22 protein-coding genes and 1 pseudogene are annotated in these 26,454 nt (G+C 41.4%); 14 read left to right on the top strand and 9 right to left on the bottom strand.

Annotated features, from left to right (window positions below; genetic code table 11):
* Positions 1-308: 308 nt before the first annotated feature.
* A complete protein-coding gene (gene htpX, locus JCM15074_RS02290) occupies positions 309-1,172 on the bottom strand; it encodes a protease HtpX (RefSeq protein WP_025819700.1) in 864 nt (287 codons plus the stop codon).
* Positions 1,173-1,410: 238 nt separating this feature from the next.
* Here htpX and pepE point away from each other — a divergent pair, with 238 nt between their 5' ends.
* Positions 1,411-2,124, top strand: coding sequence for a dipeptidase PepE (pepE, locus tag JCM15074_RS02285; RefSeq protein WP_025819699.1), 714 nt, complete (start codon positions 1,411-1,413; stop codon positions 2,122-2,124).
* Between the two features lie 58 nt (positions 2,125-2,182).
* On the opposite strand, the gene JCM15074_RS02280 is transcribed toward pepE, so the two are convergent.
* The 4 genes and pseudogenes from JCM15074_RS02280 to JCM15074_RS02265 all read right to left on the bottom strand — a co-directional run bounded on the left by JCM15074_RS02280 (position 2,183) and on the right by JCM15074_RS02265 (position 6,076).
* Positions 2,183-2,500, bottom strand: coding sequence for a hypothetical protein (locus JCM15074_RS02280; RefSeq protein ID WP_025819698.1), 318 nt, complete (start codon positions 2,498-2,500; stop codon positions 2,183-2,185).
* A 297-nt stretch (positions 2,501-2,797) separates the two neighbouring features.
* Entirely contained in the window at positions 2,798-4,276 is a 1,479-nt protein-coding gene (yfcC, locus tag JCM15074_RS02275) for a putative basic amino acid antiporter YfcC (protein WP_025819697.1), read from the bottom strand.
* Between the two features lie 242 nt (positions 4,277-4,518).
* Positions 4,519-5,804: pseudogene (panF, locus tag JCM15074_RS20515) on the bottom strand (sodium/pantothenate symporter).
* Positions 5,805-5,884: 80 nt separating this feature from the next.
* Positions 5,885-6,076 (bottom strand): DUF997 family protein, encoded by a 192-nt coding sequence (locus tag JCM15074_RS02265; protein ID WP_025819695.1) that lies wholly within the window; start codon positions 6,074-6,076, stop codon positions 5,885-5,887.
* 386 nt (positions 6,077-6,462) lie between these two features.
* Here JCM15074_RS02265 and ycaO point away from each other — a divergent pair, with 386 nt between their 5' ends.
* From ycaO to pflA, 4 genes are all read left to right on the top strand, one after another.
* Entirely contained in the window at positions 6,463-8,229 is a 1,767-nt protein-coding gene (gene ycaO / locus JCM15074_RS02255; protein ID WP_025819691.1) for a 30S ribosomal protein S12 methylthiotransferase accessory factor YcaO, read from the top strand.
* A 164-nt stretch (positions 8,230-8,393) separates the two neighbouring features.
* On the top strand, positions 8,394-9,260 hold the full coding sequence (gene focA, locus JCM15074_RS02250; protein WP_025819690.1) for a formate transporter FocA: 867 nt from the start codon (positions 8,394-8,396) through the stop codon (positions 9,258-9,260).
* Between the two features lie 45 nt (positions 9,261-9,305).
* Complete coding sequence (gene pflB, locus JCM15074_RS02245) at positions 9,306-11,588, top strand: formate C-acetyltransferase (RefSeq protein ID WP_025819689.1); 2,283 nt, start codon at positions 9,306-9,308, stop codon at positions 11,586-11,588.
* A 63-nt stretch (positions 11,589-11,651) separates the two neighbouring features.
* A complete protein-coding gene (gene pflA, locus JCM15074_RS02240; protein ID WP_025819688.1) occupies positions 11,652-12,392 on the top strand; it encodes a pyruvate formate lyase 1-activating protein in 741 nt (246 codons plus the stop codon).
* Between the two features lie 17 nt (positions 12,393-12,409).
* On the opposite strand, the gene yfbV is transcribed toward pflA, so the two are convergent.
* Entirely contained in the window at positions 12,410-12,853 is a 444-nt protein-coding gene (gene yfbV / locus JCM15074_RS02235) for a terminus macrodomain insulation protein YfbV (RefSeq protein ID WP_025819687.1), read from the bottom strand.
* A gap of 183 nt (positions 12,854-13,036) precedes the next feature.
* Here yfbV and ackA point away from each other — a divergent pair, with 183 nt between their 5' ends.
* The 6 genes from ackA to JCM15074_RS02210 all read left to right on the top strand — a co-directional run bounded on the left by ackA (position 13,037) and on the right by JCM15074_RS02210 (position 19,641).
* Positions 13,037-14,236, top strand: coding sequence for an acetate kinase (gene ackA, locus JCM15074_RS02230; RefSeq protein ID WP_025819686.1), 1,200 nt, complete (start codon positions 13,037-13,039; stop codon positions 14,234-14,236).
* A 96-nt stretch (positions 14,237-14,332) separates the two neighbouring features.
* Complete coding sequence (gene pta, locus JCM15074_RS02225) at positions 14,333-16,471, top strand: phosphate acetyltransferase (RefSeq protein ID WP_025819685.1); 2,139 nt, start codon at positions 14,333-14,335, stop codon at positions 16,469-16,471.
* Positions 16,472-16,647: 176 nt separating this feature from the next.
* Complete coding sequence (locus JCM15074_RS24690) at positions 16,648-16,950, top strand: hypothetical protein (protein ID WP_234400142.1); 303 nt, start codon at positions 16,648-16,650, stop codon at positions 16,948-16,950.
* Positions 16,896-17,975: a glycine cleavage T C-terminal barrel domain-containing protein gene (locus tag JCM15074_RS20510; RefSeq protein ID WP_234400141.1), complete on the top strand. Its 1,080-nt coding sequence runs from the start codon at positions 16,896-16,898 to the stop codon at positions 17,973-17,975. Before JCM15074_RS24690 ends, JCM15074_RS20510 begins: the two co-directional genes overlap by 55 nt.
* A gap of 84 nt (positions 17,976-18,059) precedes the next feature.
* Positions 18,060-18,923, top strand: coding sequence for a methylenetetrahydrofolate reductase (locus tag JCM15074_RS02215; RefSeq protein ID WP_025819684.1), 864 nt, complete (start codon positions 18,060-18,062; stop codon positions 18,921-18,923).
* A gap of 301 nt (positions 18,924-19,224) precedes the next feature.
* The gene (locus JCM15074_RS02210; RefSeq protein WP_025819682.1) at positions 19,225-19,641 is read left to right on the top strand and encodes a nuclear transport factor 2 family protein; all 417 of its coding nucleotides are present in this window, start codon (positions 19,225-19,227) and stop codon (positions 19,639-19,641) included.
* Positions 19,642-20,230: 589 nt separating this feature from the next.
* Here JCM15074_RS02210 and JCM15074_RS02200 read toward each other — a convergent pair.
* Positions 20,231-21,139 (bottom strand): class I SAM-dependent methyltransferase, encoded by a 909-nt coding sequence (locus JCM15074_RS02200; RefSeq protein WP_025819681.1) that lies wholly within the window; start codon positions 21,137-21,139, stop codon positions 20,231-20,233.
* 169 nt (positions 21,140-21,308) lie between these two features.
* Here JCM15074_RS02200 and folX point away from each other — a divergent pair, with 169 nt between their 5' ends.
* Together folX and JCM15074_RS02190 are read left to right on the top strand one after the other, a co-directional pair.
* The gene (folX, locus tag JCM15074_RS02195; protein WP_025819680.1) at positions 21,309-21,677 is read left to right on the top strand and encodes a dihydroneopterin triphosphate 2'-epimerase; all 369 of its coding nucleotides are present in this window, start codon (positions 21,309-21,311) and stop codon (positions 21,675-21,677) included.
* A gap of 60 nt (positions 21,678-21,737) precedes the next feature.
* Positions 21,738-22,631: a TIGR01777 family oxidoreductase gene (locus tag JCM15074_RS02190; protein ID WP_025819679.1), complete on the top strand. Its 894-nt coding sequence runs from the start codon at positions 21,738-21,740 to the stop codon at positions 22,629-22,631.
* Here the strand turns inward: JCM15074_RS02190 and JCM15074_RS02185 are convergent.
* Both JCM15074_RS02185 and JCM15074_RS02180 read right to left on the bottom strand, forming a co-directional pair.
* Positions 22,628-25,081 carry an ABC transporter permease gene (locus JCM15074_RS02185; protein WP_025819677.1) on the bottom strand — a complete coding sequence of 818 codons (2,454 nt, stop codon included), beginning with the start codon at positions 25,079-25,081 and terminating at the stop codon, positions 22,628-22,630. The genes JCM15074_RS02190 and JCM15074_RS02185 overlap by 4 nt on opposite strands.
* On the bottom strand, positions 25,078-25,785 hold the full coding sequence (locus tag JCM15074_RS02180) for an ABC transporter ATP-binding protein (RefSeq protein WP_025819676.1): 708 nt from the start codon (positions 25,783-25,785) through the stop codon (positions 25,078-25,080). The genes JCM15074_RS02185 and JCM15074_RS02180 overlap by 4 nt, the downstream gene beginning before the upstream one ends.
* Before the next feature lie 52 nt (positions 25,786-25,837).
* Between JCM15074_RS02180 and JCM15074_RS02175 the strand changes: the two genes are divergently transcribed.
* On the top strand, positions 25,838-26,398 hold the full coding sequence (locus tag JCM15074_RS02175) for an arylesterase (protein ID WP_025819675.1): 561 nt from the start codon (positions 25,838-25,840) through the stop codon (positions 26,396-26,398).
* The last annotated feature ends 56 nt before the right edge of the window (positions 26,399-26,454 follow it).

Below are 26,454 nucleotides of genomic sequence, written 5' to 3'. Positions count from 1 at the left end.
AGTGTTGGGGGGGGTAACTTCCTATTACTTTATTGTCACAATATAAATTTATTTATTGTTGAACAAACTGAGGATGATTTAACTTTTATCCTAAAAGATAATTCAAACCTAATACAGTTTGTCATTTTTTACTTTCTAATAATAACAGTTTGCATTTCTGCAGAATGTGAGCAAACTCATGCAAATGCAACTAACTGATAACAAGCAGTCGCTTTTATTGATACATGCAGTAACAACTATTAAATCTATTGGTATAATGAAACACAAAAAAAGCGGCCTAAGCCGCTTTTTTCAGTTACAACAGAGTATTAGCTGTTACGTAATGCATCAATACGCTTTTCTAATGGTGGATGACTCATCAATAACTCGGTCATTGAACGCTTACCATTAATACCAAATGCAGACATAGATGCCGGCATCGCTTCCATCTCTGGACCTTGGCGTAAACGCTCAAGCGCAGCAATCATCTTCTCTTTACCAGCTAGACGCGCACCGCCTTCATCAGCACGGTATTCGCGAATGCGAGAGTAGTAAGCAACAATCATAGAAGCCAAAATACCAAATAACATATCCAGTACGAATACAACGCCCATATAAGCAAATGTACCTAGACCTTCACCCTCTTCATCATTGCTTGAAATAAAGTTATCAATAAAACCTGCAACAACACGGGCAGCAAAGATCACGAAGGTATTCACTACACCTTGAATTAAGGTTAAAGTCACCATATCGCCATTAGCAACATGACTAACTTCGTGCGCTAATACCGCTTCAATTTCATCCGGTGTCATGCCGTATAATAGGCCGCTACTTACAGCAACCAATGAATTATTCTTACTTGGGCCTGTCGCAAAAGCATTTAGTTCTGGAGATTGATAAATCGCCACTTCCGGCATAGCGATACCAGCTTGTTGAGCCTGACGCGCAACCGTATCAACTAACCAACGCTCCATACCGTCACGAGGTTGAACAATCACCTCACAACCCATAGTCTTTTTAGCCATCCATTTAGAGATAGCCAAACTAATGAATGAACCACCAAAACCAAAAATAGCGGCAAACACTAGCAATCCGCCCATCGTTGAAGTATTGACTCCAAGAATAGACATCACAATTGACGCAACAAGCAATACTGCAAGGTTGGTTGCAATCAATAAAAATACACGCTTCATTTCAGCTCCTATTAGCAAATTCGCGTACCGTAAATACGGCATAAAGACATAATATGTCCGAAAAAGGCAATTTCAAGGGTATTTAGATTATTTTTTCTCAATAAAGCCTTTAGCAAACGTCATTCTATAAAGGGATTATTAAGGCAAACTTAAAAAGACTAAACTTGAGTTAGCTCGTATCTATTCATTTCATAATTTTGATAATATAGTTTCAGACAGTCCAAATTAAGGATAAACAATGACTATAAATGCTTTATTACTGAGCAGCTCTCGTGAAGGAGATACCCCTTATCTTTCCCATGCGATTCCATTAATCGCCCCGCTCACCTCCCATGCCAAAAAATGGCTCTTTATTCCTTATGCGGGAATTGGTACTCACTATGACAACTATCTTGATATGGTGGTTGCAGCGCTAGCAGAATTAGAATTGGATATCTCAAGTATCCACCAGCATCCAGATCCACAGCAAGCAATTAAAGATGCCGATGGCATTATGGTAGGCGGTGGTAATACCTTCCATTTACTGCACCAGTTATACCATTACAATTTGATTAATTTAATTAAAGATGAAGTGAGTAATGGCAAGCCTTATATCGGCTGGAGCGCGGGCTCAAATATTACCGGACTCACCATCCGTACCACTAATGATATGCCGATCATTGAGCCCCCATCGTTTAATGCCTTAGCATTAGTCCCGTTCCAATTGAACCCACATTACAGCAACTTTAAAGTGGCGGGACATAATGGCGAAACACGTGCACAACGGTTATTGGAATTTACCCGCGTTGATCCGAAAACCCCAGTCATTGCCATTCAAGAAGGAAGCGCACTGTGGCGCCAAGGTGAAACACTAACCTTATTAGGTAATAAACCAGCTTATCTATTTGAAGGCGGCACTCAAGAGTTGCCTATCCCAGTTAATAGTGACTTATCGCATTTTTTAAAGCGCTAATGAACCAACTTTGCGAGCAAGACTTCTAGGTCTTGCTCGCAATTGATAAGCCTAACCATCAATCAACCGCAATATCTAATTGATATTGCACCTCAATGTTCCGCCGAGCAAACGCCCTTGGTAACAAGACTCGTAATTGATAATCGCCACTCTCGCTGATGGTGATTTGTTGTCCATTTTGTAAATCAAGATTAATCGGCGAAAATAAAATTACATCTAACTTATCGCTATTAATATAAATCGTTAACTTATCACCTTGCTTTAACTTTAAGGGATATTGATCATACTGATAGCCTAATATCGTACCTTGATGATGTTGCTCATTTAGTTTCGATTTACCAGCTAAGCTGCAACCACTTAAGATGAATAAACTCATCAGCAACACTATTACATTTTTCAAATTTATACCCGATTACATTATTCTGCCGATTCATATGATAATTCATCATATATAGATACTAAACTTAGCACTAATTTATATTTAGCCGACTAAAAAATACAGGAGGTACTAGCTCATGGACGGACCTAGGTTGAATAATGCAAGAGCAATGCTCGAGCTGCCAATACAGAGCTTGTCTACCATGCTATGAATTATCACCTTCTGATGTCATGCCAATTTAAAACCATAAAAAAGGAGCTTTCGCTCCTTTTATGAATCATCCTTCAGTTCGCGTTAAGCAAAACCTAAGTAATGAGCGCCTACTACGGCGATGCTTGATAATACAAATAGCATGACTAAGAATGGCCATACGAATTTGATCCAGCGTCCCCAGTCAACACGGCACACACCTAATGTTGCCATTAATGAAGCCGATGTTGGCACCAAAATATTGGTAAAACCATCACCTAATTGGAACGCTAACACCGCAACTTGACGCGTTACGCCAACAATATCAGCTAATGGTGCCATTAGCGGCATGGTCAGTGCAGCTTGGCCTGAACCAGAGGTCACAAAGAAGTTAAAGGTACCTTGGAACACCAACATAAACCATGCAGAGAACCACGCTGGCAAACTGCCTATTAAGTTACCCGCACTGTGCAGCACGGTATTTAATACACTAGGCTCAGTCGCAGAACTGCCGCCTAACACCAATAAAATACCCGAAGCACAGCCCACTAAAATCGCCGGTTCAATCATGGTGGCAGCGCCTTGTTTAAACTGCTGCGCCACTTTATTTACCGTCATGCCATTGAGTCTAAAAATAACAGCAATGACACCCACCACTAAGCCCATAGTAAAGAATTGGCTCGCTATTTCAGGAATAAACCATGCATGTTCAATTACCCCCCAAATCACCCAAGCAATAGTGGCGGTAATGGTCAGCAATACCAAAATATCCCCTAGATTAAAGCGACTTTTAATATCACTGTCGGTTTGTTTATCTCGGAAATAGGCATCGCTGTCATAGCTGTATGATAGTTTTGGATTGCGATGGATTTTTTGCGCATAATGCATGGTAAATGCAATACCTACTAAGGTGAACATTGCCCATAATGCACCACGTACGCCAGCACCAGAAAGAACGGGGACGCCAGCAATACCTTGTGCAATCGCCACACTAAATGGATTCATCCACGAACTGGCAAAACCGACTTGAGTGGCGACATAAGTTACCATTACCGTGGTAATGCCGTCATAACCTAAGCGGATCATTAACGGACAGATAATCATTGCAAAGGCAATCGCCTCTTCACCCATGCCAAATACAGCGCCGCCTAATGAAAACAGGGCAAAAATAGCAGGGATAAACATTTTCTCATTGCCACGGGTTTTGTCGATTAAGCGTAAGATACCGTTATCAATCGTCCCTGTTGCCATCACAATACCAAATGAGCCACCAATCACTAGCATGAACATAATCACACCAATGGCACTGCCCCATTTAGAGCCGGAGACTAAGCCTTCAAATGCAAAATTAAGAAAGCCAACATCACCACCGCCAGCAAATAGGCTAATGGGTTCAATCACTGATTCGCCATTTTCGTCCACTTTAAATTCGAATGAACTTGGATCGACCACGGCACGTGTTTTTTCAACACCATCCGCTAAATAGGTTACATCTTGGGTTTGGAATGAACCAACAGGAACAAGATAGGTCATGACCGCTGCGAGCAGCGCCACAAAAAAGATAATGACGAGAGTATCGGGCATCTGCCAAGTAGTCGACTTAGCTTGCGCCTCAGGAGGTGATGTATTTTCTACTTCAAGTTGTTGAGAGCTCAAGTTTACTTACTCATTGTTATTATTAGTTTGAGTAATATAAACCAAAGTTTACAAATTGCCATATTGTAACAACCAAACAAGCAACATTTTTGAGAGATTGCGCATAAAAACGCAATCTCTCTGACTAAATAGTTAATTTTTACGTTGGCACAGATAAGCCATATACATGGCTAGCCCAGACAATACCAAGCTGGCACGATTGGATGCACATTAAATGGCAGTGGTTTCACAAACTGTAACCCTAAATAACTCAATAAACCAACAAGCATCGCAATAAACGCCATATTGCCGCTGATTTTAGGCCAAAATAGACCCGCAATAATCGGCCAAAGGAATACGGCTTGTAGTGCCCCAAAAGCCGCTAAATTAAGCCATACAATCATTTTAGGGGGTGAAACCGCCCACCATGCAGCAGCAGCGCAAATAATCACCATAGCCACTCGAGTTAATAGCAGTTGACGATTACCATCTAAATCAGGTTTTACCCGCACTACGGCATCGCGCACCATGGTCACAGCAGATTGTAATAACATAGAATCCACCGATGACATCACCGCAGCAATGGGTGCGGCCAGTAGCAGACCGGCCACCCAAGGCGAAAACAAACCGCTAATAAGGGTTGGCATAATATTGTCTGGTACATCAAGATTAGGATATAAACCACGGCCAAAGAAGCCACATAAATGCGGCACTAAGGTCATGACCAGACTAATCAATGTGCCCCAAATAATGCCACGTCTTAATGCTTGTGGGTTTTTCACTGCAAATAAGCGCACTACCGTATGAGGTAATCCAAGCGTTCCGAAACAGATAAGCACCCAAAATGACAGCATCATTGGCCAACCAAGTTGTTGTTCTACGCCCATGGGGGAAAGCAAGTTCGGTGATTGTTGTTTGATATTGGCCATCAACTGACCAAAATCACCCTGTGCCAAAATAGTCACTAATAGCGTAACGACACCAATTAACATCACCACACCTTGTACGGCATCTGTAGTCGTCACAGCTCTAAAGCCACCGGTTAAGGTATACCCTAATACCGTTAACACAAATATCGCCAGACCAATCTCATAACTGATGCCACTGACCCCAGCAAAAAGACGGGCACCACCAATAAATTGCACCGTAATCATGCGATAAAGCCACAAACAAGACAAACAATAGCTAACATGCTTAAACCTTGATGGTTAAAGCGATGATCTAGCCACTCAATTAAAGTCGCATGTTGCTCTTTTAAGGCTAAAAATTTTGGCCCTAACAGGCCCAAGGTTAACATTGCTACGGGGACTTGGATTACAGCAAGCCACACCCAACCTAAACCAATATGATAAGCCGCACCTGGGCCACCAATAAATGAACTGGCACTGGTATAGGTTGCCACTAACGTTAATGCCAGTAATGGCCCGTTTAAGAAACGGCCACCAATAAAGAATCGCTTGGCTTTGTCCTCATGCATGCCGCCAGAAATCCTATTTCCAATAAAACGGCTGATGACTAAACTGAGTAATAAGTATAAGACGACAGGAATAATACTGCTCATAACACTTTCTTTTTAAACAAAATAAACAACACAACGACTAAAGAGATAGGCGCAGCAATAATTGAAAACCAAAACCATAACGGTAGGTAATAAAAAGTCTGTTGATCATTAAATAGAATGGGGCCAGCACCCCACATGATAAAATAACCAAGTGTGAGTATTAACGTCACTTTTGCTAGCTGGGACATAGGCTGATGTCTAAATTTAAAAATGAGGGCGATTCTATGCAAAAAAGGCGCTGCTGACCAGTTTAATCTCGTCCAACCTCTACGGTTAACTATACTGTTTATGCATTTATAACTGTAAAACCATAAAACAGGCTGTAAATACCGCAAGAATAATCCGCAATTATGTTAAGTTACCGACCCACTAACTAATTGTTAATAGCCTTGTTTTATATAAGGTCAAAATGCATACCAATTATCTGTTTTTTTATATAAAAATTTGCTTTTGATAAGTGGATCACAAAAAATTTGTTTTTCTGAGCGTAGAGCATCACAAATTGATGCTCTATTAAGTTAATTATGTTATATTTATTTGGTAAATTGGTCTTACCAATTTGAATTGAGGATATATGAAGCACACCTATATACCTGGTAAAGATGAAGCGTTAGAAGTTTCTATCGCCATAATGCAACAACGATTAAACAAGCTTGGCTTTGATATTGAAGAGGCATCTTGGTTAAATCCTGTCCCTTATGTTTGGTCAGTACATATCCGTGATCGGAATTGTCCTGCCTGTTTTACTAATGGTAAAGGCGCCAGTAAACAAGCGGCTCTTGCAAGCGCATTAGGTGAGTTCTTTGAACGTCTTGCCTGTAACTATTTCTTTGCTGATTTTTACATGGGCGAAGAGATTGCAAATGGCGAGTTTGTGCATTATCCCAATGAAAAATGGTTTGCTATTGACGGTGACAAGCACCCTGCTGGTTTGATGAATGCTGAACTTTGGGATCACTATGATCCAGAAGGTGAAGTGACACTTAACCAATTAGTTGACATGCAATCAGGTAATCCTGAGCGTGGCGTATGCGCCCTGCCTTTTACTCGTCAAAGCGATCAACAACTGACTTATATTCCAATGAATATCATTGGTAACTTATATGTAAGTAATGGTATGAGCGCAGGTAATACTGCAACTGAAGCTCGCACCCAAGCCTTATCTGAATGTTTCGAGCGTTACGTTAAAAACCGTATTATCGCCGAAAGCATCTCATTGCCTGAAATTCCAAACGAAGTTATTGCTCGTTTTCCCCATATTGTTTCAGCCATTGATGAGTTAGAAAAGCAAGGCTTCCCGATCACGTGTTTTGATGCATCGCTAGGCGGTGATTACCCTGTGATTTGTGTGACTTTATTTAATCCTGATAACGGTGGTTGTTTTGCGTCATTTGGTGCACATCCTCGTTTTGAAGTGGCTTTAGAGCGTACCGTTACTGAATTATTACAAGGTCGCAGCTTAAAAGACCTTGATATCTTCCCTAGCCCATCATTCAATAATGATGAAGTGGCTGAGCACACTAACCTAGAGACTCATTTTATTGACTCATCAGGATTAGTGTCTTGGGATCTATTTAAAACAGATGCTGATTATGATTTTGTTGATTGGAACTTTGAAGGTACCACTGAGCAAGAATATCAACATCTGCTTGAGCAATTTCATGCACTAGGTGCTGAAGTTTACATTGCTGATTATGCACATTTAGAAACTTACGCTTGTCGTGTATTGGTGCCTGGTTTTTCAGAAATCTATCCGATTTATGAATTAACTTGGGTTAACAATAACCGTGCGATGGGGTTACGTAGCTTACTTGAGCAATGGTTAACTCAAGGCAACAACATCTTATTTGCACAGCAGATTATTGCTGAAATTAGCCAGTTAGATGTAGATGAATTCCAGCCATTAGATCAACTGCTTGGTCTAGCGGTTGATGCCAATTCACCATGGTCAACATTACGTGTGGGTGAACTACTTTGTTTGCTGAATCTGAGTGTCGGTGAACATGAAGAAGCGTTTGAATGGGCACAATGGACCGTTGATTTTAATGCGGGTGCAATAAGTAAAGAACAGCAACAACGACTACGTTTTTATCGTGCAGTATTAGCATTATTACAGCTGTCATTGGATGGCACCAATAACGCTCAATACTTACCACAATTAACGCGTATGTTTACCGCGACTGATCTTGAGCTAGCACAAAACCATTTAGCTGGAAAGCTACATGGTTACGATTTAATTAATGTAATTAACTTACAAGACTTTAAAAAACACCGTGCATTAGTAAACGCCTACAAAAAATTACAAAATGCTAAGCAAAGCTATAACGGATGGTTAATTTAAGTTAATTTTGAGCGTGATGTTAATGTTAAAAACATGAGCTAGATCATGAAATAAAATTACACATTACCTATACTGATTGAAAATTAAGAGCCCCTAATTTAACACCCCCTAAAGTTGGGGGCTCGCCTCAAATTCAATAGGCAAAGCCGTACAGATAGAAAAATATGAATACACACTCAGAGTCACTTTTAGCGTTATCACCAGCAGAAACAGCCAAAAAGGTTGAAGATGTTGCGGTAGAAAAAATCAATCGCAATAAGCTATCTACTTTTATGTTAGCTGTAACAGCTGGTATTTTTATTGGTATTGCTTTCGTATTTTACGTTGTTGCTACCTCTGGCGCACATGGCATGTTGCCATACGGATTAACTAAACTGATTGGCGGTTTATGTTTCAGTTTAGGATTAATGTTAGTAGTGATTCTAGGCGGTGAATTATTCACCTCTACCGTACTAACTATTACCGCTCGCGCAAGTAAGCGTATTAGCACTAAACAATTATTAGGTAACTGGGCACTGGTTTATTTTGGCAACTTTGTAGGCGCCATGATTCTAGTCGCATTAATGATTACCGCTAAACATTATATGTCAGGCCACGGTGTTTTTGGCCTAGGTTACATGACTACGGCACAAGCAAAGTTACACCATACATTTAGCCAAGCATTCGCGTTAGGCATCATGTGTAATATTTTAGTGTGTTTGGCCGTTTGGATGAGCTATGCAGCTCGTACCGTAACCGATAAGTTACTTGCTGTTGTATTACCTGTAGCCATGTTTGTTGCGGCAGGTTTTGAACACTGTATTGCCAATATGTTCCTTATTCCAATGGCAATCGTAACCAAGAATGTTGCAGGTCCAGAATTCTGGACTAGCATTGGTGCCAACCCAAGTCAGTTTGCTGACCTGAATTGGCAACAATTTATATTCCATAATCTTGTTCCAGTCACCTTAGGTAATATCGTGGGCGGAGCAATATTTATAGGACTTACCTATTGGTTTGTTTTCCGTCGCCCTTCTCTAAGCCGCGGCTAAAACAGAACCAGTAATCTTATTTTTCAACAAGAAGGTATTAGTACTATGACCGACAAAACTGAATTATTTGCAAGCGCTTGGGAAGGCTTTACTTCTGGCGATTGGAAATCTGAAGTCAATGTACGCGACTTTATCCAAAAGAACTACACTCCGTATGAAGGCGACGAGTCTTTCCTAGCTGGCGCAACCGAAGCTACAGATAAGCTTTGGGACAAAGTTATGGAAGGTATCAAGCTAGAGAACAGCACTCACGCTCCAGTTGATTTTGATACTGATAAAGTATCAACTATCACTTCTCACCCAGCTGGCTACATCATTGAAGACCTAGAAACTATCGTTGGTCTACAAACTGATGCACCTCTAAAGCGTGCGCTTATCCCTAACGGCGGTATCCGCATGATCGAGGGTTCTTGCAAAGCGTACAACCGCACTCTAGACCCACAAATCGACTACATCTACTCTGAGCTTCGTAAGACTCACAACCAAGGTGTATTCGACATCTATACTCCAGAAATTATGGCTTGCCGTAAGTCTGGCGTATTAACTGGTTTACCAGATGCATACGGCCGTGGTCGTATCATTGGTGACTACCGTCGTATCGCGCTATACGGTATCGATTTCCTAATGGCTGACAAGTACGCTCAATTCGGTTCGCTACAGAAGCGTTTCGAAGAAGGTGAAGACTTAACAGCAACAATGCAACTTCGTGAAGAAATTGCAGAGCAACACCGTGCTCTAGGTCAAATCAAGAAGATGGCAGCATCTTATGGTTTCGACATCTCTGGCCCTGCTAAGACAGCTCAAGAAGCTATCCAGTGGACTTACTTCGGCTACCTAGCTGCAGTTAAGAGCCAAAACGGTGCGGCAATGTCTCTAGGTCGTACTTCTACATTCCTAGACATCTTCATCGAACGTGATCTTAAGAGTGGCCTAATCACTGAGCAACAAGCTCAGGAAATGGTTGACCACTTCGTAATGAAGCTACGTATGGTTCGTTTCCTACGTACTCCTGAATACGATGAGTTATTCTCTGGTGACCCAATCTGGGCTACAGAGTCTATCGCTGGTATGGGTCTAGACGGTCGTACTCTTGTAAGTAAGAGCTCTTTCCGTTTCCTAAATACTCTTTACACCATGGGTCCTAGCCCAGAGCCAAACATCACTGTACTTTGGTCTGAGCAACTACCTTCTGGCTTCAAGAAGTATGCAGCTAAAGTGTCTATCGACACTAGCTCAATCCAATACGAAAACGACGACCTAATGCGTCCTGACATGACTTCTGACGACTATGCTATCGCTTGTTGCGTAAGCCCAATGGTTGTTGGTAAGCAAATGCAGTTCTTCGGTGCTCGTGCTAACCTAGCAAAAACTATGCTTTATGCAATCAACGGTGGTGTTGATGAAAAGTCTAAAGCACAAGTTGGTCCTAAGTTCGACGCAATTACTGATGACGTATTAAACTACGACGACGTAATGGCTCGCCTAGACAACATGATGGATTGGTTAGCTACACAATATGTGTCTGCACTAAACGCTATCCACTACATGCACGACAAGTACAGCTACGAAGCTTCTCTAATGGCACTTCATGATCGTGACGTTAAGCGTACTATGGCTTGTGGTATTGCGGGTCTTTCTATCGCTGCTGACTCACTATCTGCTATCAAGTTCGGTACTGTTAAGCCAGTTCGTGATGAGAACGGTATTGCTGTAGACTTCGAAATCTCTGGTGAATATCCTAAGTTCGGTAACAACGATGCACGTGTAGATGATATCGCATGTGACCTAGTTGAGCGCTTCATGAACAAGATCCGTCACATGAAGATGTACCGCAACGCTATTCCTACTCAGTCAATCTTAACTATTACTTCTAACGTAGTATATGGTAAGAAGACTGGTACTACTCCAGATGGTCGTGCTGCAGGCGCTCCATTCGCACCAGGTGCTAACCCAATGCACGGTCGCGATGAGAACGGTGCTGTTGCATCATTAACTTCTGTTGCTAAACTTCCATTTGCTCACGCACAAGACGGTATCTCTTATACTTTCTCTATCGTGCCTAACGCACTTGGTAAAGATGAAGAAGGTCGTCGTGCTAACCTAGCAGCACTTATGGACGGTTACTTCTCTCACACTGAAGGTCATGAGGGTGGTCAACACCTAAACGTTAACGTGATGAACCGTGAAATGTTGGAAGATGCTGTTAAGCACCCAGAAAACTACCCACAGTTAACTATCCGTGTATCTGGTTATGCAGTGCGTTTCAACTCACTAACTCCAGAACAGCAACGTGACGTTATCACACGTACTTTCACTAAGAGCATGTAAGCTTAATTAGTTGAGTCTATATTGGCGGTAACCTTTGGTTACCGCCTTTTTCAGGAGTAATATATGGCAATCACAGGTCGTGTTCATTCAACCGAATCTTTTGGTACAGTTGATGGTCCAGGCATTCGCTTTATCACCTTTATGCAAGGGTGCTTAATGCGTTGTCAATATTGTCATAACCGCGACACTTGGGATCTTGATGGCGGAAAAGAAGTTACTGTTGATGAGTTAATGAAACAAATCATCAGTTATCGTCCTTTTCTTAAAGCAAGCGGCGGTGGTGTAACAGCCAGCGGTGGTGAAGCAATCTTACAAGCTGATTTCGTAGCTGAACTATTTAAAGCCTGTAAAGCACAAGGTATCCATACTTGCTTAGATACAAATGGTTTTGTTAGAAAATACAATCCCATTATTGACGTTTTACTTGATAATACAGATTTGGTATTACTTGATATCAAACAGATGAATGATGCTAAACACATCGATTTAACTAAAGTGAGCAATCAACGTGTACTACAATTTGCAGAGTATCTTGCAAAACGTAATCAAAAAACGTGGATCCGTTATGTTGTAGTTGGTGGTTTTACTGATGATATCGCTTCAGCACAAAAATTAGCTGAGTTCATCAAACCTATGACCAACGTTGAAAAAGTAGAATTATTGCCTTACCACGAATTAGGTAAGCATAAGTGGGAAACGCTAGGTGAAGAGTATAAACTCAGTCATATCTCACCACCAAGCCGTGAAACCATGGAACAAATTAAACAGGTTTTCACTGATATGGGTATCAAAGCAGGCTATTAGCCTAAGCAATGACTACACTATAGTTCATCCCAAAAGCTTGCTTCGAGTTTCTCGAATGCAAGTTTTAGTATTTGTGCCATATCGCCATAGCAGGCTTTGGCACCTAAAGGGCGACAATAAACACCTGCGCTGCTCAATTGTTCAGCTAGTTTATTACCCCAATCAAAGAGCGTTAAAGGTAATGGATGTTGGCTACGCCAGCCCAACCAATATAGCCCCTGTAAAGGCAAGCTAATAAAAAAACAAGCTAATGTAATCGCTTGTGGCAACACATTGAGACCATTTAGCCAAAGTTGACTGGCAGCCGCCAAAATGGCCACTAACGGGCAACTAAAAAGAGCAATACGAGTCGCGCGAATAACGCGATATTCGGTAAAATAAAAACTGAGTTTTTTATCCATTGGCCAAGTTTTCATATAACGATAACCAATGGCGAATGTTTTAAAAAATGAAAGGTTCAACTGCAATACCTTGAACTAAAAACGCTAGGCTTTAACGATAGCATATTGATGTCTCCTGCGACATATAGCGATCGCTAAATCGTAACGTTTTGCTCTAAAGAGCACTTTTTCGAGCTTATGTTTACCCAACTAAGCTCACAATCAGTAACGACAACCATTTCATAAATGGCAGAAGGTTTTATCATGTCTAACAATCTAGTATTGGTACTTAACTGTGGCAGTTCTTCATTAAAGTTTGCAATCATTGACGCTGCAACAGGTGAAGACTTTGTTTCAGGTTTAGCTGAATGCTTCGGTCTAGAAGACTCACGCATCAAGTGGAAAGCAAACGGTGAGAAATTCTCAGCTGATCTAGGTGCATTTACTGCCCACCGTGAAGCGGTTGAGTACATCGTAAACAACATCCTAGCTGATCACCCAGAATTAGCTGCTAAGATCCAAGCTGTTGGTCACCGTATCGTTCACGGTGGTGAGAAATATACTCAATCTATGATCATCGATGACGCTGTACTACAAGGCATCGAAGACAGCGCAGTATTCGCTCCACTACACAACCCAGCTCACCTAATCGGTATTCGTGCTGCTATGGCATCATTCCCAGAGCTACCACAGGTTGCTGTATTCGATACTGCATTCCACCAGACTATGCCTGAGCATGCTTATATCTATGCGCTTCCATACAAGCTATACCGTGAACACGGTATCCGTCGCTATGGCGCTCACGGTACTAGCCACCTATTCGTTAGCCGTGAAGCTGCAAAAGTATTAAACAAAGATCTATCTGACACTAACGTAATCTGTGCTCACCTAGGTAACGGCGCTTCAGTTTCTGCTGTTAAAGGCGGCAAGTGTGTTGATACTTCTATGGGTCTTACTCCACTTGAAGGCCTAGTAATGGGTACTCGTTGTGGTGATATGGATCCATCAATCGTGTACCACCTAATTCACCAATTAGGTTACACAGCTGACGAAGTTAACAACCTAATGAACAAGCAATCTGGTTTACTAGGTATTTCTGAGCTTACTAACGACTGTCGTGGTATCGAAGAAGGTTACGCTGAAGGTCATAAAGGCGCTACGCTAGCATTAGACGTATTCTGCTACCGTCTAGCTAAGTACATCGCTTCTTACACTGTTGCTTTAGGTCGTTTAGACGCAGTTGTATTCACTGGCGGTATCGGTGAAAACTCTGACCTAATCCGTGCTAAAGTACTTAACATGCTTGAAATCTTCAAGTTTGAAGTTGATGCAGAGCGTAACGCTGCTGCTCGCTTCGGTAACGGCGGTATCATCACTGCTGACAACAGCCCTGTTGCTGTTGTAATTCCTACTAACGAAGAGTGGGTAATTGCTGAAGATTCAATGAAGTTAATCACTAAGTAATTAGTGGATAAACCGCCTAGTCTGCTAGGCGGTTTATTTTTGCGATGCGACTATCGTCGTATTTGTTGGAAAAACCATCGTATTTAAGAGGTTTTTATGTCTCGCAACATTATGTTAGTGCCTATTGGTACTGGAGTTGGTCTAACTTCAGTTAGCCTTGGTATGGTACGTGCTCTTGAGCGTCGTGGCGTTAAAGTTCAATTCTTTAAGCCTATTTCTCAGCTTCGTCCAAATGATATTGGCCCTGAGCGTTCAACCACTATTTTAAGCAAATCTCCAACAGTTAATCCGCTTGAACCATTTGACATGGAACATGCTGAAGCATTAATTCGTGGCGATCAAACTGACGTGTTAATGGAGCAAATCATTGCTCGTACTGCTGAAGTTGCAGATAACACTGAAACCTTAATTGTTGAAGGTCTAGTGCCTACTCGCAGCCACCCATTTGCTGACGATGTAAACTATGCCATTGCTAAAGCATTAGATGCTGACGTGATTTTCGTTGCTACCCCAGGTTCAGACTCATCAACTAGCTTGATGAACCGTCTTGAGATTGCACACAACTCTTGGGGTGGCCACAAAAATAAACGTTTGATCGGCGCGATCATCAACAAAATTGGTGCGCCAGTTGATAACGAAGGTCGTACTCGTCCTGATTTATCTGAAATGTTTGATCACCAAAACATTCAGCATGCTAACACAACTGGCATGTTCCAATTACCAGCTAAGAGCCCACTACGTATTCTTGGTAGCATTCCATACAATGTTGACCTAGTGGCACCTCGTGCATCTGATCTTGCTAAGCACTTAAGTGCTCGTATCATCAGCGCTGGTGAAATGAACTCTCGTCGTCTACGTAAAGTGACTTTCTGTGCTCGTAGCTTACCTAACATGGTAAACCACCTACAGACTGATTCTTTATTGGTGACTTCTGGTGATCGTTCAGACGTTATCGTTTCAGCTTGTTTAGCTGCAATGAATGGCGTAAAAATTGGTGCATTACTACTAACAGGTAGTTATGAGCCAGAGCCAGAAATCATGAAGCTTTGTGAACAAGCTTTTGACACTGGCCTACCTGTATTCTTAATCGATACTAATACTTGGCAGACTTCATTAAATATCCAGCGTTTCGACCACGAAGTGCCAGTTGATGATGCTGTACGTATTGAACTTGTTCAAGAATATGTTGCAGGTCATATCGAGAAGACTTGGGTTGAGAGTGTGACTCAAAACCTACCTCGTGAACACCGTCTATCGCCACCAGCATTCCGTTACAAGCTAACTGAACTTGCTCGTGCTGCACACAAGACTGTGGTATTACCTGAAGGTGAAGAGCCTCGTACTATTAAAGCGGCTGCTATCTGTGCTGAGCGCGGTATTGCTCGCTGTGTATTATTAGGTAACCCTGATGATATCCAACGTATTGCAGAGCAAGAAGGCGTTGTTTTAGGCGCTGGTATCGACATCATCAACCCTGATGAAGTTCGTGATCGTTATGTTGCTCCAATGGTTGAGCTACGTAAAGGTAAGGGTCTAACTGAAGTTGTTGCTCGTGAGCAGTTACAAGACAACATGGTACTAGGTACTATGATGGTTGCTCAGGGTGAAGTAGATGGTATCGTATCAGGCGCGGTTAACACCACGGCTAATACTATCCGTCCTCCACTTCAGTTAATCAAAACTGCACCAGGTTCAAACATTGTATCTTCAATCTTCTTTATGTTGATGCCAGATCAAGTACTTGTTTATGGTGACTGTGCGATTAACCCAGATCCAACGGCTGAACAATTAGCTGAGATTGCTATTCAATCTGCTGAATCAGCACAAGCATTTGGTATCGACCCTCGCGTTGCGATGATCAGCTACTCAACTGGTACTTCAGGTGCTGGTAGTGATGTTGAAAAAGTACGTGAAGCAACTCGTATTGCGAAAGAAAGACGTCCAGATCTAATGATCGACGGTCCTCTACAGTATGATGCTGCGGTAATGCCTAACGTTGCACGTTCTAAAGCGCCGAACAGCCCTGTTGCGGGTCAAGCAACTGTATTCGTATTCCCAGATCTAAACACTGGTAATACAACATACAAAGCGGTACAGCGTAGTGCGGACCTAATCAGTATTGGTCCTATGCTACAAGGTATGCGTAAGCCAGTTAACGACCTATCTCGTGGTGCGTTAGTTGACGATATCGTATACACAATCGCGCTTACTGCGATTCAAGCAACTCAACAATAATCATTATTGATTGAGCTAAAAAGCACTGACTTGTCAGTGCTTTTTTTATACTTGTAATTCCCTACCACTTGACGCTTTTCCCTTTAACAGTGTCGCGGCTTGAATGTCTTTAATTGCCAAAAAAGTGCATGTTTGGATTGTAATTGGTATCAAATACTAGCGATGAGGGTAAGCGAATGGCAAAAGACAATCTGCAATCTCGCGCAGGCTCGGCGAGACATAACACAAGTGTTGACCAATCTGACCGACGAGTCCCTATCAATCTTCGACAATCGGGCCCTACCCCCGTTGAGATGCTAATTTCAACCCGTGTTAGAAAATCACCCTATTGGCACCTATCAGTTGAAGCTGGTTGTTGGCGTGCCACTGTTTATAATCGAATTTATCATCCACGAGGCTATATCCGCCCAGAAGATGGCGGCGCATGGTGGAATATAATGCTCTCGTTAATCATGTCACCATGTGGAATGTTGCGGTAGAGCGGCAAATACAAGTCAAAGGACCAGATGCGGAAAAATTAGTCGATTATGTCATCACCCGAGATGCCAGTTTAATTAAACCCATGCACGGTAAATACGTGATCTTATGTAATGAAGATGGCGGTATTCTGAATGATCCGGTATTACTGCGCCCCGCAGAAGATGAGTTTTGGTTTTCAATTTCAGATAGCGATATCGAATGGTGGATTCGAGGCGTCAATATTGGCAAAAAATTTGATGTTACGATTGCTGAAATTGATGTGGCTCCAGTACAGATCCAAGGCCCAAAATCTGAAGCATTAATGCGCGATCTCTTTGGTGAGGAAGTGAGTCATATCCCCTATTACGGTTTAATGAACGCTCAACTAGATGGTGCTGACGTTCTCATTTCGCAAACTGGATTTACCGGAGAGAAAGGCTACGAAATCTATTGTAAAGACGCAACGCTGAATGCAGAAAAAGTCTGGTATGGTGTGCTAGAAGCGGGTAAAGCACATAATCTGATGGTTATAGCTCCAGCACACCACCGCCGTATTGCAGCGGGTATATTATCTTGGGGGCAAGATATTGATCAGGAAGTATCACCATTTCAATGTAACCTCGCTTACCAAGTACCACGTAATAAGCAAGGTGATTATATCGGTAAAACTGCACTAGAAGATGCTAGAGCTAAAATCGATGCAAATAACTCACCTTATAAACTCGGCATGGTTGGTTTAGTTTTTGGTGGAGAACAAATTACAGATTATGCGAATGACTTTTGGCTAGTCCATAGTTCAGATGGAAATAATGCTCTTGGATATATCACCTCCCCTTGGTATAGCCCAGAACTGCAAACCAATATTGCATTAGCTCACGTTCCATGGGATATGCGCAGTGTTGGTACTAAGTTCAAAATCAGTTTACCTGAAGAATATGGCGGCCAAATGGTTGATGCTGAAGTGGTTAGCGTACCATTCCGACCTTCTGTAAACCCTAATTCACGTGAAGTTGCCAAATCTAAAGGCAGTGACTACGTCGCATAACATCTGCGCAGTGACAGACTAACGATGCTCTAGTTCAAAACTAGGGCGTCGACATTCCTTAACATGTTTATAAGAGGTAGATAGATGAATGAATCTGCCACTGATTTCAAAATTTCAGGTTTGATAGAAACAGCGTCAATTGAAGCTACGCCTACACAAATAGCAAAATTTACCACTAGACCACAATGGTTAAACCCAGCCACAAAGGTCTATGTGCCATTTCTACCAAACAGTAATTTTGAACATACAATACAAGCCTGTAAAACATTAAGCTCATGGGGAATGGAAGCGGTGCCTCACTTACCCGCGAGAGCTATTCCCTCTATCACAGTGTTACATCAATGGTGTGAAGCCATTGTCACCAACAATATAAATCAATTGCTATTAATTGCTGGCGATATCAAATCACCCGCTGGCTCAATTACGGACACCTTAGCGGTTCTTGATTCAGGTGTGCTCGAACAATACCCAATAACAAGTATTGGCGTCGCAGGTCACCCAGAAGGACACCCTATTGCCAATCAGCAAACATTACAGCGTGCTTTAGCAAAGAAAATCGACTATACGCAGAAGTCAGGTATAAAACTATGGGTGGTCACTCAATTTAGTTTTGAAGCTCAAACCGTTATAAATTGGCTTAATGAATACCGCCCCATATTGGCAAATACTCCGGTTATTGCAGGGATAGCAGGACCAACAAAACTCAAAAACCTACTGGTTTACGCTAACCAATGTGGTGTGATGGCCTCGGCTCAAATGCTAACAAAACATATGTCTGCAATGCGGCTATTGCGACCTTGGCTTCCCGATACGTTATTAACGGAATTAGGACAATTTAAAGCGTCGCAACCACACACTAATTTAGCCGGTATCCATCTGTTCCCTTTCGGTGGATTGCAGCAATCAGCCAATTGGTTAACAGACCATACAAATCAGTCAAACGGCTGAATTTTGGTTGTTTTTCATTCTAAAATAGCGCTGAAGAAAGGAAGTAATATTGAGGGGTGTTTTTTAACCAACGATTAAAAACACTAATAATCAATAGATTAGAGAGTAAAGAAGAATTAGTTAACATACTTATCCACAGTTTTTGTGGATAAACATTCAAAACTAGTCTATTAGATATCCCAAAAATTTGAGCTGCTGTCAATTACTTTTTAGCACTAATTCAGTATTTTTAATCTTCTTGCTTAAAATCAGTAAAATAGCGATAATTATTAACATCTATTTATCATAGTGTTAAACAAAAATGAGAGTACTATATTTATTTTTATTCGCTTTACTAACAGGATGTGGTGACGGAGATGATAAATTATCCCCAGAACAAGTGACCCTCAACTTCTTTAACGCCGTCTATGTTGATCGGGATGTCAATAAAGCCAAGCAATTTGTCAATAAGCCTATGAAAGAGCTTATTAACCATTATTACATTGCGTCATCAGTACAACGCCAACTCGTTGGTGTATCAATGACTAATGCTAAATTTGAAATACTTGAAGTCGATATCGACTTCCTGCGTAAATTTGCTTCAGATGTCACCATCTTAGTCAAAATGGAAGGCATGAAAGGCAGTCAAAAGTGGATTGATGATAGAACCATTACCCTAGAAAAAACAGATGGCCAATGGTTAGTCGCCAAAATTAGCGCTGATTATAAAACTAATTGACTCTCCCGCTCCTTATCTCAATTTAGACTAACAAAAAAGAGCAACCCAAGGTTGCTCTTTTATTTTCTCTCAACACAAGTGATTAGTCTTGCTCTGAGTCATCATCCATAGGGAAAGGTAAATTTTCTTTAACGTCATCTTTCAGCTGATAATATGCATCTTGATATTCATTTGTTTCCATAATGACTCCACATAACACGTTGGTACAGAGATTAACCTTATACTGGTAATGCTCAATAATGATAGGTTTACCCTAATCCAGTAATTATACGAGCTCATAGCAATAAATTACAGAATACTTTCAGTTTTGTATGTCCAAAAAATGAAAAACAATATCTTAGTTTCAGTACAAGTACAGATTCTGTAATAAATTACATAAAACATCCCAACATTGATACCACGATCAACCGAGTGTTTTATTATCGAAAGTCTAATGAGCTGATGAGATTTTAAGTGAAATACTCTCGTCCAAATCACAGCAAAAGGTATGTGATATGTACTGTAACGACAGGTTGTTTTAGATAGATAAAGAGACGAAATGTGGTACCACTAAAAAGGCCACATATGCGGCCTTTTACCATACAAATGCTCAACTATTACGATAAAGCAATACTTTCAATGATTTCTGTTCATCAATATCTTTATACACTGGCGGATTATCTAAGCGTTCAATAAAGGTCAATTGCGGCACTTCAGTCGCAACTTGAGCCATTAAGAAATCACAATCCAGCTCAGGTGCATTTAAACAAAGTAGGACATCCCCCCCCTGCGCAACTAGCTCAGGTAAACGACGAATTAAACGCTCGTAGTCTTTGGTCGCAACAAAGCTGCCTTTTTGATTACTTGGCGGATCTGCAATCACTAAATCATAAGGCCCCATTTTTTTAAGTTTGCCCCATGATTTAAAAATATCATGCCCTAAAAATCGTGCGCCACTATTAAATTGGTTTGCCACATGATTCTGCTTACCAATCGCTAACGCACCTTTACTCATATCAATATTGACCACTTCATCAGCGCCGCCCTGCAATGCTGCAACAGAAAAGCCACAGGTATAAGCAAACATGTTTAACACTTTCTTGTGTTGAGTATGTTCACGTACCCATTGACGCCCATTGCGCATATCAAGGAACAAGCCATGATTTTGGCCACGCATTAAATGCACGATAAAGTTAGCCCCATTCTCTGACACAATGTGAGGTTCAGGCACATGACCAGCAATTAGCTCTGTTAACGTTTGACCACCACTACGGTATTGGTAAACCAAATTTAAGGGTTTATCACTGTGTTGCTGCTGCCACCACGTACTGATCTGTGTAATACAGTTTTCGCGCTCACTATCATCGAGCTCTTTAAAAGAAGTTAATAATAAAACCGGTTCAAACCAATCAACACAAATATGCTCCGCACCAGCAAAACAGCCTCCACGACCGTGAAATAAGCGTTGGCATTGATCTTCTAACTGCCATTGTTCAATATTGCTAAAAATAGTCGTCATTTACATTCTCTATTACTGCGTTGCTCAACGCCTTATGCGCGTATCATATCATGCTATTTCACACTAATTGGTTATGATATAAGCGATTGTCCATAAATGATTTGTCATATTGCAGATTTCTAGATTAGAGTTATTAGCAACTGAGTCGTTACTAAAGGAACTGGTTAATATGGATCCCTCAATAGCAATAATTCGTGTCAAGAATCTACGCCTTCGTACCTATATTGGCATTAAAGAAGATGAAATTAATAATAAACAGGATGTGATTATTAATTTAGTGATTCATTACTGTGCTGAATCAGCACGTAATAGCGATAATATGGATGATGCGCTTAATTACCGTACTATCACTAAAAAGATTATTCATCTCGTTGAGAATAACCGCTTCTCATTGTTAGAGCATTTCACCAATGAGGTTTTGGTCATTGCAAGTGAACACCCTTGGGTTAAATTTGCCAGCGCCGAAATAGATAAACCTCATGCACTTAGATTTGCAGACTCAGTCTCTTTACAGCTCTGTTATCAAAAGCCTGAGTAATCGTGTTGGACTATAATAATACCCAAACTATTTGGGTATTAATCCATATGGGGTACGATGATGAAAATTCTTATTACAGGTGCGACAGGCTTTATCGGCCAGCAACTCATCACACAACTGAAACAACATCAATTACTAATCCTGACTAGGAATATTAGCAAAGCCACTCAACTACTTGGAGCTCAACACCAGTATATTGAACAGCTAAATCATCTCAACCAATTAAATGATATTGATGTCGTCATTAACCTTGCAGGCGAGCCGATTGTAGGTAAGCGTTGGAGTGACAAGCAAAAGCAATTACTTGAGCAAAGCCGTTTTCAAATCACCAACCAATTAAGCCAACTAATTCAACAAAGTGTAACGCCGCCGCACACTTTTATTAGTGGCTCAGCTATCGGCTACTATGGCATGCGACGGGATACTCAAATCCTTGATGAAGATTCTGCTGCAATCAATGACTTCAGCCATCAGCTTTGCCGACAATGGGAACAATTAGCCTTAACCAGTCAAACAGAACAAACTCGAGTTGTCATTATTCGTATTGGTATTGTATTAGGTAAAAATGGCGGTGCCTTAGCAAAAATGCTACCCGCATTTAAGATGGCTGCAGGCGGTAAAATTGCATCAGGTCAACAAGGATTCAGTTGGATCCATCAGCAAGATTTAATCGATATTATACTTTTTTTGATTAACCACCCTACCTGTCAGGGCATTTATAATGCCACGGCACCAAAGCCTGTAAGCAATCAGGCTTTCAGTCAAACACTCGCCCAAGTATTACACCGGCCTGCTGTTGTTCCGATGCCAGAATTTGTGCTTAATTTAGCGATGGGAGAAATGGCTCAATTATTAACGAAGGGACAATATGTTTACCCTAAACATATTCTACAAGCAGGCTTTAATTTCAAATTTCATCAATTAAAACCTGCTTTAGAACAACTCTTATGCTAATGATTTTGCAGCAATTCCTTACATGATAGCGTCAATAGTTGCCAGCATTTTACAAATCCAAGACTGGCAACGATGATGGCTCCAAGCAATGGCGCTAAAATCCACCATGGCCAATGCCAATTCACTACCAGCTCAAATATCTGAGTTTTTAGCAAGTACAGAGCAAATTCAGCCACAATTACGGCTAAAAGCCCTGCTATCGCGCCCAACAAAGCAAACTCATAAGCCGTTGCTCGTTTTAATAAACTCGCTGTTGCACCAAATGTCCGTAATACGGCTAACTCTCGTCGTCTAACCGCCATTCCCGCTTCTGTTTGTGCAATCATCACCAAACTGCTTGCTAATAACACCAACACCATCACTAAGGTTAATGCCACTGAAACTTGATCAACAATCTGCTTAAGTTGGGTAACAATAGCGCCAACATCAATGACGGATACCGTAGGAAATTGCTTAATTAAATCAACCACCAGATCTTTTTGGCTGTTATCCAAATAAAAGCTAGCCATAGAGGTATAGGCAAAAGGTGCTAAAGTTTGTTGATTAAAAATAAAGAAGAAATTAGGTTGTAGGCTCTCCCATTGTACCTGTCGAATACTATCAACTACGACAGTCACAGCTTGCTGATCAATCACAAAGGTTAAGCTATCGCCTAATTCAAGATCCAAACGTTCCGCGACACCAGACTCTACGGAAACACTGTTGGCTGACGGATTAAATTGCCCCTGAGTAATCGCATTATTAGCGGGTAATTTATCATGCCAAGTTAGGTTGAGTTCGCGTGAAATCCCGACTCGACCTTGATCCCCCTGCTTTTCTTGTTCAGCTGATATCAATTGTTCACCATTAATCATGCTTAAGCGTGCACGGATCACCGGATAAATATCAGTTGATTGAATTTGATGCTGATTAAAAAATTGCGTTATGGATGATAATTCGGAGGGAGCAATATTCACTAAAAAGTAATTAGGTGACTTTTCAGGTAATTGTGCCTGCCATTCATTTAATAGATCTTGTCTCAACGCAAAAATCGTTAGTAACAGAACTAATGCACTACTAAAACCAACCAGTTGAATGGCATTTTGACGAGAACGACGTCTTAACCCTGCTAATGCTAATTGTAATGGGGTCGCTGTACGTAGACCAATCCCCTTACTGGCATTAATCATAAAGTAGCCAACAATTGCCAGCAGCAATGCCATCAACACCACCGCCGCAATAACAATCACCGTCAGCTTAAGCGATCCGGAATAGAGATACCCTAAAATAGACATCGCCAATAAACTCAGTAACACATGCAACCATGATCCCAATGTCACACCTTGCAAATCACGGTTAATTACCCGTAATGGCGGAATCGATAATAGTTTAAGTAGCGGATATGCAGAAAACATAATGGCACTAATGATCCCTGTTGCGATACCCAATAAAATTGGCCGTAACATTGGCGCAGGATATTGCTGCATCTCAATCGGCAATAGAAAACTCAGACCAAAATCTAAACACACCCCGCCTAATAAGCCGAATAACACACCAACGAATGTCACTAAACCTAAATGCAGCGCAAATATCTGTCTAATTTGTTTAGCTGATGCGCCAAAGGTTTTGAGCATAGCAACCACATCATAATGACGCTCGCTATAACGCTGCGCAGCAATACCTATCGCCGCACAAGCCAATGCAATACCTAATAGACTGGCTAATAACAGGAACTGTTCTGCACGGTTAATAGCATTCGCAATCGGCGTATCACCAGATTGCGGTGAAGTCCAACGTTGGGTGGTCGTTAACAATGGCTTTATGGTCTGCTCAAATTGCGCCATATCAGCATTTGCACCAACAAAGTGATACAGGTAAGTGACACGAGAACCAGGCTGAATAATCTCAGTTTTAGCGACATCATCAAGACGCATCAACACCAGTGGTGAAGAGGCAAATGGATTAAAACCGCCATCAGGTAAACGGGCTAAAGACTCTGCTAACTTAAATTGAGCCATGCCCAATTCAACCGATTCTGTTGGCCCAAGTAGGCTCACCAAACGAGGTTCAAACCATAATGAATTAGCCGCAGGAATCGTATCAACAGGTCCCGAGGTTAACTCAATTTGCCCTTTTAATGGGTATCCAGTCTCAACGGCTCTCACTGTCACCAGTTGCAATTTGTCATTAGCAAAAAGCATCGAATTAAATTGTAAATTACTGACATATTGGATATTAGCTGCGTCAGCTTTAGCTAGAATCGTAGGATCGATTGCTTGCGGTGAAGATAAAACTCTATCTGCAGCAATAAACTTAGTCGCCTCACCAGCAATCGCATTTTGCATGCGGCCACTGACACTCGCAAGCCCTGTTACCGACAACACAGCTAAGGTAATGGCTAAAATAATGAGTAACAGTTGCCCTTGTTGCAACTCTCTTACAAATAATCGCCAACCGATTGCTGCAGTCATTGAACAGGCTCCTTAGCAACATCTATTACGGTTTCACTTAACTCACCAGCATTCATCACCAATTGTCGCTGACATAAATGCGCTAACTCATTATCATGCGTGACCAAAATTAAAGTTGTATGCTGCTCGGCATTCAGCTCAAACAACATATCGGCAATCATAGTACCATTAGCATGATCCAAGTTACCTGTTGGCTCATCGGCAAATAATACTTTGGGGTTAGCAATAAATGCTCTCGCAATCGCAACCCGCTGCTGTTCACCACCAGAAAGCTGGCTCGGTAAATGTGACAAACGATGGCTTAAACCTACTTTATCTAGCATGGCTAATGCTTTTTGTTTCGCATCTGCAATCCCCGCTAACTCTGCAGGTAACATCACATTTTCTAAAGCGGTTAGCGTTTCAACCAGCATAAAGGATTGAAAGATAAAACTAAGTTTCTGCTTACGAATATCCGCTTTTTGTTCTTCGCTTAATCCAGTTAACGACACACCATCAAGTAGAATCTCTCCTGAGGTAGGCGAGTCTAATGCTGCCAGCAAACCTAATAAGGTCGACTTGCCAGAACCAGAAGGCCCTAATATCGCAACAGTTTCACCAGACTTGACTTCTAAGTTAATGCCCTTGAGGATAGTCAACTGGCCTGCTTGGGTACTTACTGTTTTGGTTAAATTGGAGACAACAATGGCGCTAGCACTATTCATAAAATCCCTATCATATTTAAGTAAACTGACATTAGTGACATTTACCTTGGCAATGCTTACGCTCGCGAATGCCAAAGCGGATACTGTATTAATCTATGGTGATAGTTTAAGCGCAAGTTATGGAATGCCCCAAGCCCAAGGTTGGGTAAATTTGTTGCAAAAGATGTTACCGCAACATCAAATTATCAATGCATCCGTCAGTGGTGAGACAACTGCTGGTGGTTTACAACGTTTACCCGCGCTATTAAACGACATCAAACCAGACCTTATTTTTATTGAATTAGGCGGTAATGATGGCCTACGCGGTTTCCCCATCAAACAATTGACACAAAATGTAACATCCATGGTTCAGCTCGCCCAAGCAAGTGGTACAAAAGTGTTATTGAGTGAAGTCATGGTGCCCCCTAATTATGGCCCCCGTTATGCTAAGCAGTTTAATCAGGTATTTCAAAAGATTAGCGATAAAGAATCGGTTATTTTGGTGCCATTTTTTATGACACAAATAGCCACTAATTCGAGTCTAATGCAAGCTGATGGCATCCATCCAAATACTGATGCGCAGGCACATATTCAACGTTTTATGCAGCCATGGATAGTGAATAATCTCAATTAATTAGCGATATACAATTTGTTAATCTAGTCACAAGCCATTAGAATACGCCGCTTTTT

Source organism: Shewanella marina JCM 15074, from assembly GCF_000614975.1.
Taxonomy (GTDB): Bacteria; Pseudomonadota; Gammaproteobacteria; order Enterobacterales; family Shewanellaceae; genus Shewanella; species Shewanella marina.
This window is presented reverse-complemented; position numbering and strand designations above follow the sequence as displayed.

Bases quoted from the DNA above. Each gene is read 5' to 3' on its own strand.
- focA (WP_025819690.1), top strand. From the start codon at position 8,394: ATGAATACACACTCAGAGTCACTTTTAGCGTTATCACCAGCAGAAACA.
- JCM15074_RS20510 (WP_234400141.1), top strand. From the start codon at position 16,896: ATGGTGGAATATAATGCTCTCGTTAATCATGTCACCATGTGGAATGTT.
- pflA (WP_025819688.1), top strand. From the start codon at position 11,652: ATGGCAATCACAGGTCGTGTTCATTCAACCGAATCTTTTGGTACAGTT.
- ackA (WP_025819686.1), top strand. From the start codon at position 13,037: ATGTCTAACAATCTAGTATTGGTACTTAACTGTGGCAGTTCTTCATTA.
- JCM15074_RS02185 (WP_025819677.1), bottom strand. From the start codon at position 25,081: ATGACTGCAGCAATCGGTTGGCGATTATTTGTAAGAGAGTTGCAACAA.
- JCM15074_RS02215 (WP_025819684.1), top strand. From the start codon at position 18,060: ATGAATGAATCTGCCACTGATTTCAAAATTTCAGGTTTGATAGAAACA.
- ycaO (WP_025819691.1), top strand. From the start codon at position 6,463: ATGAAGCACACCTATATACCTGGTAAAGATGAAGCGTTAGAAGTTTCT.
- pta (WP_025819685.1), top strand. From the start codon at position 14,333: ATGTCTCGCAACATTATGTTAGTGCCTATTGGTACTGGAGTTGGTCTA.
- JCM15074_RS02175 (WP_025819675.1), top strand. From the start codon at position 25,838: ATGCTTACGCTCGCGAATGCCAAAGCGGATACTGTATTAATCTATGGT.
- JCM15074_RS02200 (WP_025819681.1), bottom strand. From the start codon at position 21,139: ATGACGACTATTTTTAGCAATATTGAACAATGGCAGTTAGAAGATCAA.
- pflB (WP_025819689.1), top strand. From the start codon at position 9,306: ATGACCGACAAAACTGAATTATTTGCAAGCGCTTGGGAAGGCTTTACT.
- JCM15074_RS24690 (WP_234400142.1), top strand. From the start codon at position 16,648: ATGGCAAAAGACAATCTGCAATCTCGCGCAGGCTCGGCGAGACATAAC.
- JCM15074_RS02265 (WP_025819695.1), bottom strand. From the start codon at position 6,076: ATGTCCCAGCTAGCAAAAGTGACGTTAATACTCACACTTGGTTATTTT.
- folX (WP_025819680.1), top strand. From the start codon at position 21,309: ATGGATCCCTCAATAGCAATAATTCGTGTCAAGAATCTACGCCTTCGT.
- yfcC (WP_025819697.1), bottom strand. From the start codon at position 4,276: ATGCCCGATACTCTCGTCATTATCTTTTTTGTGGCGCTGCTCGCAGCG.
- JCM15074_RS02210 (WP_025819682.1), top strand. From the start codon at position 19,225: ATGAGAGTACTATATTTATTTTTATTCGCTTTACTAACAGGATGTGGT.
- JCM15074_RS02180 (WP_025819676.1), bottom strand. From the start codon at position 25,785: ATGAATAGTGCTAGCGCCATTGTTGTCTCCAATTTAACCAAAACAGTA.
- htpX (WP_025819700.1), bottom strand. From the start codon at position 1,172: ATGAAGCGTGTATTTTTATTGATTGCAACCAACCTTGCAGTATTGCTT.
- JCM15074_RS02190 (WP_025819679.1), top strand. From the start codon at position 21,738: ATGAAAATTCTTATTACAGGTGCGACAGGCTTTATCGGCCAGCAACTC.
- pepE (WP_025819699.1), top strand. From the start codon at position 1,411: ATGACTATAAATGCTTTATTACTGAGCAGCTCTCGTGAAGGAGATACC.
- JCM15074_RS02280 (WP_025819698.1), bottom strand. From the start codon at position 2,500: ATGAGTTTATTCATCTTAAGTGGTTGCAGCTTAGCTGGTAAATCGAAA.